The following is a 12,325-nucleotide window of genomic DNA, read 5'->3' as shown; positions in this document are numbered from 1 at the left end:
CAACGGGGGAAAGGGGGAATATGCTCAATTTGCAAAAAAACGACAATATCCGACTCTGAAAATAAAAACTTCCGAATCTTCTGAACATTTCTCGACGATTCGAAAGTTTCATGCAACATTCAGGTTAATGAAAGCCGCGTTTTCCTGCAGAAAACCAGTCAACGTTTTGTTGTGGTGAACCCGCAGGTTATCCAGAATCAAATACACTTTCCGATCATTTTGACGAATCAGACGTTCCATAAATTGGATCAGGAGTTGAGCCGTCATCGTTTCGCTGTAAAACATGAAATGAGTTTTCCCCTGGTTGGTAATCGCGCTGATCATATTAACTTTTTCGCGTACCGGATTGACTGCTTGCACCGGGGTGTTGCCTTTCGGCGCATAACTGCGGCCCTTGGCCTCGTCATTGCGAATTCCTGTTTCATCCCCCAAAAGATATCCGCGTCTTCTGATTTTGCCAGCTTTTTGATTCGGGGATACTCCTCAATCAGCCATTTTTGAACGTGCGCCTCATTGCGCTGATAAGCTTTCTTAACTGGTTTTTGTGGGGTAAATCCCCAGCGTTTCAAGTACTCCCCCATGGTTCGAACTGGTATTTCGATTCCAAACGAAATCTTGATGTGCAATCGTACCGCCTGACGAGTCCAGAGCGCAAATGGCAATCTTAACTGATCCGGACAATGATCGACCAAATCTTTCCGTATCTTGGTCTCCTCATGCGGAAGCAGACGGCGTCCAAAGCCGACTGGACGACCGCATTTCTTTACTTTCAAAGCAGGCAAGCCGCTTTTTTTCCACCTGCTTATCCACTTGCCTACCGTATTGCGGTGTGCTCCGACGATTTTTCCGATTTCCGTACAATTATTACATTTGCCGCTTTGATACAATCTCACGGCCTGCTTGCGCCGCTCTTCAAGAGCGACCTTATCGAGTTTTCGTGCATCTTGAGGTTCCATGATGATAATATACACCTTCAAGCAAATATTGCACGTATGTTAATTGCCGAATCTATATAACCGAAGGACGGAAATTTACAATCAGGAGCGGCAAATTGATGAGCGTCATCCTTATACCGAGGTGGATTTGCAGTCTGAATTGAAAGATGTGTTATTCGAATTGCCGAAAAAAACGACCGTCTTCAAATTTTGTCCGCCGGAGTTATCGTCACGGTTGATTCTGCCGGCGACTTCCGACGCCGGCGGGGACACAAGTCGCAACTCGGAATACTTTTTATCACTTGAATTATCCGATTTCTTTTGATTTTTTACCGCCTGGCTCTATAGTTCTCCCGGAACAATGAAACTGGGGAGGGATGAAAACACATGATGTGGCAGATAACGGCGGGTGAAAAAAGTTTGGCGTTCGATGACGCGACGCATTCAGTGCATTTCCGGGATGGAGACTGGACACATGTTGTCAAATTGGAAGCGGTTTTGTCGTATTCCCGGGAAGAACAGCCTTGGCGGCTGCGGCCGGGCAACTTGCACCGTTGCGATGGCGCGGTCCGGGCGCCGGAGTTGCAAATTGCGGCGGAGTTTGACGACTTTACAGCCGACCTGGCGTTCCGTTTCGATAAAAATGGCCGGTTGCGCAGCTCGGTCCGCTGGAAAGCGGCGGTGCCGTTGTCTTCAGCGGTTTTTGCCTTTGCGCTGCCTTTTCCGGCAGTGGAGCATCCAACGCTGCCGATGTCGCTCTACAACGGCAATCCGTCGACCGGCGCGTCCGGCGCGCCGCATTTCAGAACGGATTGCGCGGACTGCCTGCTGCTGGAAGAGACGCGTTTGCCGGTTCCCGGCGGCAATGTCGAATTTGACGGCCACTTCTTTTCATTGCTGCTGGAGCCGTCCGAAGCCGACGAGTGGTCGCTGGGGCTGGAACGCCGCTCCGGCGGAGAGACCGCTTTGCTGTTCACATCCGGGGCGGTGGCCGTCAACGGCCGCAAGGATCATATTTACGGCCTGAAATGCCGACTGGTCCCGTTTTCCAGTTGTTACCGTGAACTCCGGCCAGACGATACCCTGCGAAAAAATTTTGCCATTCACTGGGGGACGCTGGAGTCGCCCGGTCACGGTTTTCGGGATTTGCCGCAGAGTGCGTTCAAGCTGTTCTCGCCGCAGGCGGAGCCGGTTCTTTCCCGGACGGCAATGATCGCCCTGAAACGGTCGGCACTCGACGAACGCAGTATGCCGGATGGTTATATCTGCGTGCCGCCCGGCAACATTTACCGGGCGCCGGTCTATTATCTGTACGGCTGGACCGGTCAATCGTTCCGGTTGGCGTTCTGCGATATCAAATACGGCGTGCTGTTTGACGCGCCGGAATACATCGATCGTGCCCGGCGGCATCTTGATTTCTTTCTGGCGTACAGCGGAACGGGCCTGCCCGGCTTGCGCCATACGTATTACCGGTTGCAGGAGGAACGCTGGGAAGCCGAACCGGAAGGATTTTCCGTCCGGGCGCTCGGCGAAACCTATTCGGACCTCGGGCGGATTCTGGTGTTCGCCCGGGAGCATCGGCTATCAATGCCGAACCATTACCTGGAGTGCCTGTGCGAAGGGATGGATTTCATGCTGTCGCACCTGCTGCCCTGCGGCATTCCGCCGGTAATGTGGCGACCGGACGGCAGTGCGGCTGCCGAAGAAATTTCGGCTGCCGGCACCGCTTATCTGACCGGATTGTGGCATTGCTGGTCATTGACCGACGATCCGAAGTACCGTTCCGCCGCCGAATGGCTGTTGCGGAACTATTGGATGATCGGCGGCGACCGGTTCGACCGGCCGTTTTCCCATGCTACGCTGGATTCCGGCTGCGAGGACAAGGAGGCCGGCATTCCGTTTTTTACTGCCGCCGCACTGGCCTGGCGCTTGACCGGAGAAACGGAATACCGCCATTGGGCGGAAGTGACTGCCGATTGGCTGTTGAGCTGGATGTATTGCTGGAACGTGCCGTTTGCGCCGGAGAGTTTCTGCCGGCGCAACGGGTTCAAGAGCCTCGGCTGGTCGACGGTCAGCGTGGAAAACCAGCATCTCGACGTTTTCTTCCCGGCCTGGGAACTGTTTGAATTCGGTCTGGAGACCGGCAATGACTACCTGCAGCAGGCCGGTTCGATCGCGTTTGCCGCCTGGAGTCACGGCATCTCCCAAGGCGGCGGCGACTGGATGTTCCAGACTCCCGGCCATCAGGGCGAACAATTTTTTCAAACCAACTGGACTTTTCCGCTGTGTGAGGCGATCGCCCATTACCCCGAGCCGTTCCGGAGCTATTTCAAGCAGGCCGGCTTCCGGTTCGACGGCGATGATCGTCAATTGTGGCGGGGCGGTTACAATCCGTGGGACGTCAGTTGGATTATCGCATTGGTGTTCGATGCGGCGCTGTCGTTTGAATGGCACGGGCGCCGGACCGGCGGGAACGGCATCCGCGGCTGAAAACGATTGCCAAACGCTCTTGCCGGATCTCGAAGGATGCCGTCGATTTCAGCGGCGCAACCGCGGAGCGGCCGGTAATGGGGCCAGCCAGCTTTCCGGCGTGTTGAGCAATTCCGTCAGCGCATCGAGAAAACAGGCGCCCTGCCGGGCGTCGATCAGCGCATGATTCAACTGCAGCGCCAGCGGAATGCGTCCGCCGGCATTCATCTTGCCCCAGCTAAAAATGGCGATGCTCTGCCGCCGGCTCAAAGCGGCATTGGAGAGCGCGGTAAAGGAAAACCAGGGAATGCAACTGGCGCAGAAGTAATCCCGCCGCTGACGCACCGCCGGATCGAAAATACCATTTCTGGCCCGCTCGACGGCAGCAGTCGCCGCAACCAGAAAAGTTCCGAAAGAGTCGGCCCGCTCGATCAGCGCCATCGTGAACAAATCGTCAGCGCCGAGAATCGGCGTCAGCACGGCGACGCGCTCGAATTCAATCACGGTTTCCGGTTCAATGATCCGTTGGCGAAACGACGGAACGCAGTTGACCGCCGTCAGAATCGGATAGAGCATGGCCAGAAAAAACGAACACCGGCGTTGTCCGGCCAGCCGGTGAACCGCCGCCGCTTCGATTTCAACGGTCAGATTGAAAAGTTGATTTTCAAACGTTCGATAATATTCGAAACTGCGCCGCCGCGGCCAACTGCTTTGATCGATGATGCGATAAGGCGCTTCCAAGCGTTCTCTCCAGCTTCCACTACCGGCGAACCGGCTTCTGGTAGACTTTGCCGAACACCTTCATCACCTGCTGCAAATCATCCCAGGCATCCGCTTTGCCGCCGGGCGTGCGCAACAGATAGGCCGGGTGATAAGTCGGCATCACCGGAATCCCGCGATATTCGTACCAGTGGCCGCGCTTGCTGCGAATGCCTTCCAGTTTCAATAGAAAGCGCAATGCAACGGCGCCGAGCAATACGATCACCTTCGGCTGGATCAACTCGATCTGCCGGTTGAGGTAGCCGATGCAGGACGCCGCTTCATCCGGTTCCGGATTGCGATTGCCCGGTGGCCGGCATTTGACGACGTTGGCGATGTAGACGCTTTCGCGGGTGAACTGCATGGCGGCAATCATCTTGTTGAGCAACTGACCGGCAGCGCCGACAAACGGCCGCCCCTGCAAATCTTCATCACGGCCGGGACCTTCGCCGATGAACATCAAATCCGCTTGCGGATTGCCTTCGCCGAATACCACATGGTTGCGCGTCGGAGCCAGCCGGCAACGGGCGCACTGCGCGGTAATCGCCGCCAGCTCCTCCAGCGAGGCAGCTTGCCGCAACGGAATTTCCTGATCGGGCGGCAATGTGGACGGACGGGTCGGCTCCGGCTGCGCCTGGCGGAACGGACGGGCCCCCGGCGGTTCCGGGCGGGGCGAGGGCGGAGCCGGGGTGGAAGACTGCGGCGCCGGCGCCATCCTGTCGACACGGCGGGGCAGGGCCGCCTCCGGACGGGCGGGAACGGCTTGGCGGTCGGTGAAAAATTCTTTCAGGACAGCATCGTCGACGTCGACTGCCTGGTATTTGCGCTGCTCATGGGCGATGCTTTCGAGCAGCTCGTCAAAAAAAACTTTGGCCATGATTTCTCCGCCGGCTTTCCGCGACTTGCGCTTGCGAATTGCCGGATTGAATGATATGTTATAGAACATTGCTTTATAATAATCGCACAAACATAAAATTCAATTGGAAAGCGTATCGTAAAATGAAAGTAATCGTCGCGTATTCCGGCGGTCTGGACACTTCCGTCATCGTCAAATGGGTCAAGGAAACGTATCATGCCGAAGTGATCGGCTTCTGCGCCGATGTCGGCCAGGAGGAGGAACTCAACGGCGTCGAAGCCAAGGCGATCCGTACCGGCGCGACGAAATGCTATGTCGAGGACCTGACCGAAGAGTTCGCCCGTGACTTCATCTTCCCGATGATGCAGGCCAATGCGATTTATGAAGGGACCTACCTGCTGGGTACTTCGATCGCCCGGCCGTTGATCGGCAAGCGCCTGATCGAAATAGCCCGGGCCGAAGGCGCCGATGCGATCTGCCACGGCGCCACCGGCAAAGGCAACGACCAGGTGCGTTTCGAGTTGACCGCCTACGCGATGGAGCCGAATATCAAGGTTATCGCTCCATGGCGGGAATGGAATTTCACCGGCCGGATGGATCTGGTCGAATACGCCAGGAAAAACGGCATTCCGGTGTCGACGACGGCAGCCAAGCCCTACAGCATGGACCGCAACCTGTTGCACATCAGTTTCGAGGGCGGCGTGCTGGAAAATCCGTGGAATGAATTTCCGGAGGACATCGCCGTGATGACCAGTCCGCTGAGCAAGGCGGCCGACGCGCCGGAAGACGTCGTCATCACCTTTGAAAAAGGGGTGCCGGTCAAGGTCAACGGCGAGGAACTGTCGCCGGCGTGCCTGATGCGCAAACTGAACGCACTCGGTAAAAAACATGCGGTCGGCCGGGTCGATATCGTCGAAAACCGTTTCGTCGGGATGAAATCGCGCGGCGTCTATGAAACGCCCGGCGGTACGATTCTGCACCATGCCCACCGGGCGATGGAATCGATCACGATGGACCGCGAAGTGATGCACCTGCGCGACAGTTTCATTCCGCGTTATGCCGACATGGTCTACAACGGTTTCTGGTATGCGCCGGAGCGGGAAATGCTGCAGGCGGCAATCACCGAAAGCCAGCGGTTCGTCACTGGCGAAGTGCGAGTCAAGCTGTTCAAGGGCGCCTGCCATGTGACCGGCCGCCGTTCGGAATACAGTTTGTATGACGACGCGATCGCCAGCTTCGAAGGTGCGGATGCCTACAACCACAAGGATGCCGAAGGATTCATCCGGTTGAATGCTTTGCGGCTGCGGGTGCTGGCCCGCAGCAAACAGCATCGTTATTGATTGGGATTCGAATTCCGGCTGCCGAATCTGCGGCAGCCGGAATTGTTTTTGCTCCGCCGTCCCGGCCGGAAAAGGGCAGGGGGAGCGGCAATGGTGAAAAAACGGGAACAGGAGAAGTTTAACCTGTGGCGGAAGTGCAGCCTCCGGATTTGTTGCCGTGGACGGAAGTCCTCCGGCTGTTATTGCCTTCGCTGCGCCGCCGCTGGCGCATTCTGGCGGGGCTGCTGTTGCTGCTGCTCGCCGCACTTCTCTGCAACTACATCTCGCCGCTGGTCCAGCGCTATTTCGTCGACAAAGTCTTGATTGAACGTTCCTATCCGCAATTCTGGCCGACATTGCTGATCCTGGTCGGCCTGACGCTGGCCGGCATGGCTGCACAGTCGCTGCAATTTTACGGCAACAGCCGGCTGGGGGTTTCCGTTTCGCTGGATCTGCAGCGATTTTTCACCGGACACCTGTTGCGTTTGCCGAGCGATTTTTTCGATTCGGCCGGCAGTGCTTATTTGAGCGGCCGTTTTACCCGCGATTTGGCCGAACTGCGGCCGCTGTATTCCGGCGCGGTGTTCAATCTGTTGTCGATCGCGCTGCAGTTCATCGGCGGCGGCGTGCTGCTCTGTTATTTCGAATGGCGCCTGTTCGTCCTGGCGGCGACCGCCGCCATCCTGCTGTACTGCCTCAACCGCCGCTTCGTCCGCAAACAGTTCGAGCTGGCCTGGAAGCAGCAGGAGGCATCGGCGGTCACCCACGGCAAGCTGCAGGAATCGTTCAGCAATATCAAACTGGTGAAAACTTCCGCCCGGGAAGCGGAAACCCAGGGAAAGTTGCTCGACCAATTTTCCGAAATTTACAAACTGAACCTTTCGGCGCTCAATCTGACCGTGATCCGGCGGGAAATCATCCGGGCCATCCCGCTCGGCTGCCGGGGAATCCTGCTGGCGGTCGGCGCCTGGTATGTCGTCAAAGGCATACTGTCGCCCGGCGCGCTGCTGGCGCTGCAAGCCTATTTCAACATGCTGCTGCGGCCGGCGGTCAATCTCGGTTATCTGGAGTGCAACCTGCAGCAATCGCGTGCCGCGGCCGCCCGGCTGCGGGCGCTGGAAAAGCAGTTGCCGGAAGTCAATCTGGAAAGCGGCCGGATCTTGGAACATCTGTCCGGCGATGTCAAATTCGAGCAGGTCACCTTCGGGTACCGTCCCGGCCAGCCGGTCCTGAGGGAACTGACGCTGGAAATCAACCCGGGTGAAATGGTGGCGGTGGTCGGTCCCAGCGGAGTCGGCAAAAGCACCCTGGCGGCGCTGCTGTTGCGGCTTTACCGGCCGGAATCCGGCCGAATCCGGCTGGACGGCAATGACCTGGCGGAAATCAAGCTGCAGTCGCTGCGCGACAAGATCGGTTATGTCAGCACCAAACCGCAGCTGTTGGACGACACTTTGCGGGCCAATCTGCAATTCGGCAATCCGTCGGTCGGCGATGCGGCGATGCTGGAGTTGTTTCAACGCACCGGCAGCGAAGACATCCTGACGGCTCTCGGCGGCCTGGACGGCAAGCTGGGCGAGGCCGGCAGCCGGTTGTCGGCCGGCCAGCGGCTGCGGATCACGATCATCCGGGAATTGCTGCGGAACGTCGACATGATGATCCTGGACGAGCCGTCGGCGACACTGGACGGCCGGCTGGAACAGCAGATCGCGCAATTGCTGCACCGGGAACTGGCCGGCCGCACCGTCATTATCATCACCCACCGCCAGTCGTTGATGCAGATGGCGCAACGGGTGGTGATGCTGCAGGATGGCCGGGTCGCGGCCGACGGCACCTATGAGACGTTGCTCCGGGAATCCGCGGCCTTCCGGGCGCTGCTGGCGCAGTTGAGTTGAATTGAAGAGCGGCAAAAGAATTGGCGAAGGGATTGACAGGGTTGTGGAATGGTGATACAATTAACGATTGCCGCACTTGATGGACGGCGGCATAATTCGCGGTTGAGAAGGGATAAGTGTTAAATGGCGATAAATGATTGCCTTTCCGGTCTGGTCTGCCTGCAAAGCATCGTGCAGAATTTGCGGCGGCAGGTGAATTTCGACGCATTGCTGACCGGGGAATTGAAGGAAAATTACCGTACCGATCAGACCGGTACCGTCCTGGCGCTGGCAGAACAGTTGCAGTTGGGGCCGGAATTGAAGGAAGCCGGCCTGGCCGGGCTGGCCACCGCCGTCGGGCCGACGCTGGTGCAACTGGCGGACAATCACTGGATCTGCCTGATTGACCCGGGGCAACTGGAAAAGCTCAATGCAGTCGTCTATTTCGACCCGTTGTCGCCGGCGCCGCATATGGTCAATTGTCCGGTGGAGCAATTCAAGCGGAAACCACTGGAAACCGTCATCGGTTTCCGATCTTTGCAGAACATCGACATCGTCAAATATTCCCGGTTGTTCTGCCTGGTTTCGATCGGCAAACATCACGGGTTGCCGTTGGATCTGCGGCGGCTGATGCACGATTATGCGATCGGCGAAGCGGATATCGGCGACCGGCTGATGGCGCGAATCCTGAACGACCAGCAGATGAAATGCAAGGCAGTGAAACTGCCCTGGAAAAAATTGTTCCACCTCGGCGACGCTTTCCCGTTGATCGCACTCAAAAAGAACGGCGGAAGCCTGATCGTCTGCGGCGTGCGCCGGTCGGAAAAGGACGGCGACCAGCTGGTCGTCGTCGATCCGGCAAACAAGGCGGAGCAGGGAGGGACGCATTTCCAATTCTGGGACCGGGAGCAATACGAAGAGAATTGCGCCGGCCGCGGCTGGCTGATCAAACGGGTCTATTCGCTGTCGAGCGAAGAACAGCCGTTCGGGCTGCGCTGGTTCATTCCGGAATTCCTCAAACTGAAAGGAGTCTTCGGACAGATCATCCTGGCGGTGCTGATGATTAACGCGATCGCCCTGGTGACGCCGCTGTTTTTCCAGATCGTCGTCGACAAAGTGCTGGTCAACGAAACCTACGATACGTTGAACGTGCTGGGAGTCGCGATCATTCTGGCGCTGGCCTTCAACTGCGGCATGGAATTTCTGCGCAGTTATCTGTTGCTCTTCGCCACAAACAAGATCGACATCAGCACCGCGACCAAGACCTTCCGGCACCTGATGCGGCTGCCGATCGATTTTTTTGAAAAGGTTCCTTCCGGAGTCTTGCTCAAACACATGCAGCAGACCGAAAAAATTCGCGGCTTTCTTTCCGGCAACCTGTTTTTCACGGTGCTGGAATTGCTGTCGCTGGTGGTATTCGTTCCATTCCTCTGGCTGTACAGTCCGCCGCTGACCGGGGTGGTGCTCGGTTTCGCGTTGGTCATGGCGCTGGTGATCGCTCTGCTGATCAAACCGTTTCAACACCGGCTGCATGAGCTGTATCAGGCGGAGGGCAAACGCCAGAGCCGGCTGGTCGAATCGATCCACGGCATCCGGACGGTAAAATCGCTGGCGCTGGAACCGGTCGAGGAAAAAGCCTGGGACGACACGACCGCTTATTCGATCAACGCTTATTTCAGTGTCGGCAAGATTTCGATTACCGCCCGGGCGATCAGCCAGTTTCTGGAGACGACGATGACGGTCACGGTCATCTGGCTCGGAGCGCTGTCGGTATTCAACCATACGATGAGCATCGGTGCCTTGATCGCCTTTCAAATGCTTTCCGGCCGGGTTACCGGGCCTTTGGTCAAACTGGTCTCGCTGATTCACGAATACCAGCAGGTGGCGCTGTCGGTCCGGATGCTCGGGGTGGTGATGAACTCCCGGCCGGAGCCGGCCGGCGGCGGCGTGCGCAACGCGCTGAAAGGCAAGGTCGAATTCGACAACGTCACCTTCCAATATACGCCGGATGGACCGCAGGTGATCCGGAATTTCAGTCTCGAAATCAATCCCGGCACGGTCATCGGCATCGTCGGCCGCTCCGGGTCCGGCAAAACGACGCTGACCAAGCTGCTGCAGGGCCTGTATCCGGTACAGCAGGGCTTGGTCAAGCTGGACGGCATCGACCTGCGGGAAATCGACAAGGCGCATTTGCGCAGCAGCATTGGTGTCGTACTGCAGGAGAATTACTTTTTCAGCGGCACGGTCCGGGAAAATATCTGCCTGACCAAAAAAAGCGCTTCGCTGGAGGAGATCATCTATGCGGCCAAGCTGGCCGGCGCCGACGAATTCATCCAGCGACTGCAGAAGGGGTACGACACCTATCTGGAGGAAAACGCTTCCAATTTGTCCGGCGGCCAGAAACAGCGGCTGGCGATCGCCCGGGCGCTGCTGACCAATCCGCCGATCCTGATTTTCGACGAAGCGACCAGCGCGCTGGACCCGGAGAGCGAAGAAGTCATCCAGAACAATCTGAACGCCATTTCGCGCGGCCGGACGGTGCTGATCATTTCGCACCGCCTGTCGATCGTCAGCGGCGCCGACCGCATCCTGGTGCTGGAAAATGGCGAGAGAGCCGCTTTCGCACCGCACCGGGAATTGATGAAAATGCCTGGAACTTACCATGACTTCTGGATGCAGCAGCTCGGCCGCCATCAACTGTCCGGCAATTCCGCCGCTTCGCTCCAGGTCGCCAACCAACTCGGATCAATTACAATATCATGAAAAAACAGCATATTTCATCGGATGCCGTCGCTTTTCAAAGCGATGCACTGGAACTCGCCAGCCGGCGGCTGCCCTGGTGGGGCCGCGTCGGGCTGCTCTGGGCCGCGTTATTTTTTGCCGGTGTCGTAGTTTGGGCCTGCGTTTCCGAAGTGGACGTCATCGTCACCGCCACCGGCAAAGTGGTGACCGATCACGATATCGTGTTGAAACCGTATGAACGTTCGGTGATCAAGGAGATCAATGTCAAGGTCGGCGATTTCGTCAAGAAAGACCAGGTGCTGATCACCTTCGACACGACGATCAGCCAGGCGGAAGCGCAGCGGTTCGGCAGTCAGCTGGAGAGCCTGCGGGCCGAATTCAACCGGGTGCGGGCCGAATTCACCGGTCAGCCCTACCGGGCGACCGATCCGGAATCGATCGCCGAACGGTACCAGGAGGCGATCTACCGGCAGCGGCAGAGTTCCTATCGGGCCAAAATCGATTATTATGAAGAGAATATCAAGCGGATTGAGGCGGCGCAAAAGAGCCAGAAGGAAAATTTCGAGAAACAATACGAAAGTCTTCAGGTGCTCGGCGACATCATCGGCATCTACAAACAGGTGGAGGAAGGCGGCGGATCGGTCACCCGGCGGGAAATGCTGGAGTGGAAATTCAAGCAGCTTCAGGTGGAAGGCGACGTCGCCAACCTGCGCAATTCGCTGACCGAACTGGAACATGAACATCAATCGGCGGTCGCCCAGCGGGAATCGTTCATCGAAGAGTGGAATCAGACCATTTCCGAGCAGTTGGTGACCACCGAACGCGATATGTCCAACATCGAAAAACAGTATGAGAAAGCGCAGCGGCTGGCCACCTACGACCTGCTGCGGTCGCCGGCCGATGCCACGGTGCTGGAAATCGCCTCTTTTTCGGCCAATTCGGCGGTACGGGAAGCGGAAGCGCTGATTACGCTGGTGCCGGTCACCGAAAAGCCGGAACTGGAGGTGGAGCTCCAGCCGCGGGATATCGGCAAAGTGGAGGTCGGCAGCACCGCCAGGATCAAGCTGAATGCCTATCCATTCCAGAAGTACGGCACTTTGGAAGGCCGTATCCGGACGATCTCGGACAATACGCTGGAACAGGCCGGCAGCAAAGGCGAGGCGAAAACCTTCTATCGGGCCCGGCTGGAAGTCAGCGGGCGGCTGGAATACGTGCCGGAAAACTTCCATCTGCGGCCGGGCATGGAAGCGCAAGTGGACATGCGGGTCGGCAAACGGCGAATCATCGAATACATTCTGCATCCGCTGATCAAAGCGCTTGATCAATCGGCGCGGGAACCGTAAGAATCACCCGGCATTCGGCGTTGTTCCCCGG

At 57.5% G+C, this 12,325-nt stretch carries 9 protein-coding genes; 5 read left to right on the top strand and 4 right to left on the bottom strand.

Annotated features, from left to right (window positions below; translation table 11 throughout):
• Positions 1-108: 108 nt before the first annotated feature.
• Both HWX74_RS19885 and HWX74_RS19880 read right to left on the bottom strand, forming a co-directional pair.
• Entirely contained in the window at positions 109-432 is a 324-nt protein-coding gene (locus HWX74_RS19885) for a transposase (protein ID WP_176015292.1), read from the bottom strand.
• Positions 321-956: a winged helix-turn-helix domain-containing protein gene (locus tag HWX74_RS19880; protein WP_176015291.1), complete on the bottom strand. Its 636-nt coding sequence runs from the start codon at positions 954-956 to the stop codon at positions 321-323. The genes HWX74_RS19885 and HWX74_RS19880 overlap by 112 nt, the downstream gene beginning before the upstream one ends.
• Before the next feature lie 366 nt (positions 957-1,322).
• Between HWX74_RS19880 and HWX74_RS19875 the strand changes: the two genes are divergently transcribed.
• Positions 1,323-3,425: a hypothetical protein gene (locus tag HWX74_RS19875; protein WP_176015290.1), complete on the top strand. Its 2,103-nt coding sequence runs from the start codon at positions 1,323-1,325 to the stop codon at positions 3,423-3,425.
• Between the two features lie 48 nt (positions 3,426-3,473).
• On the opposite strand, the gene HWX74_RS19870 is transcribed toward HWX74_RS19875, so the two are convergent.
• The gene (locus tag HWX74_RS19870; RefSeq protein WP_176015289.1) at positions 3,474-4,145 is read right to left on the bottom strand and encodes a CatA-like O-acetyltransferase; all 672 of its coding nucleotides are present in this window, start codon (positions 4,143-4,145) and stop codon (positions 3,474-3,476) included.
• A gap of 19 nt (positions 4,146-4,164) precedes the next feature.
• Positions 4,165-5,040 (bottom strand): uracil-DNA glycosylase, encoded by an 876-nt coding sequence (locus HWX74_RS19865; protein ID WP_217705038.1) that lies wholly within the window; start codon positions 5,038-5,040, stop codon positions 4,165-4,167.
• A 122-nt stretch (positions 5,041-5,162) separates the two neighbouring features.
• Here HWX74_RS19865 and HWX74_RS19860 point away from each other — a divergent pair, with 122 nt between their 5' ends.
• From HWX74_RS19860 to HWX74_RS19845, 4 genes are all read left to right on the top strand, one after another.
• Complete coding sequence (locus HWX74_RS19860) at positions 5,163-6,359, top strand: argininosuccinate synthase (protein ID WP_176015288.1); 1,197 nt, start codon at positions 5,163-5,165, stop codon at positions 6,357-6,359.
• Positions 6,360-6,484: 125 nt separating this feature from the next.
• Positions 6,485-8,230: an ABC transporter ATP-binding protein gene (locus tag HWX74_RS19855; RefSeq protein ID WP_176015287.1), complete on the top strand. Its 1,746-nt coding sequence runs from the start codon at positions 6,485-6,487 to the stop codon at positions 8,228-8,230.
• A gap of 123 nt (positions 8,231-8,353) precedes the next feature.
• Positions 8,354-10,972 (top strand): peptidase domain-containing ABC transporter, encoded by a 2,619-nt coding sequence (locus tag HWX74_RS19850; protein WP_176015286.1) that lies wholly within the window; start codon positions 8,354-8,356, stop codon positions 10,970-10,972.
• Positions 10,969-12,294, top strand: a complete 1,326-nt coding sequence (locus HWX74_RS19845) for an HlyD family type I secretion periplasmic adaptor subunit (RefSeq protein WP_176015285.1) — start codon at positions 10,969-10,971, stop codon at positions 12,292-12,294. Before HWX74_RS19850 ends, HWX74_RS19845 begins: the two co-directional genes overlap by 4 nt.
• Positions 12,295-12,325: the final 31 nt, after the last annotated feature.

Origin of the sequence: Victivallis sp. Marseille-Q1083 (genome assembly GCF_903645315.1) — a bacterium.
In the GTDB taxonomy this organism is placed as follows: Bacteria; Verrucomicrobiota; Lentisphaeria; order Victivallales; family Victivallaceae; genus UMGS1518.
This window is presented reverse-complemented; position numbering and strand designations above follow the sequence as displayed.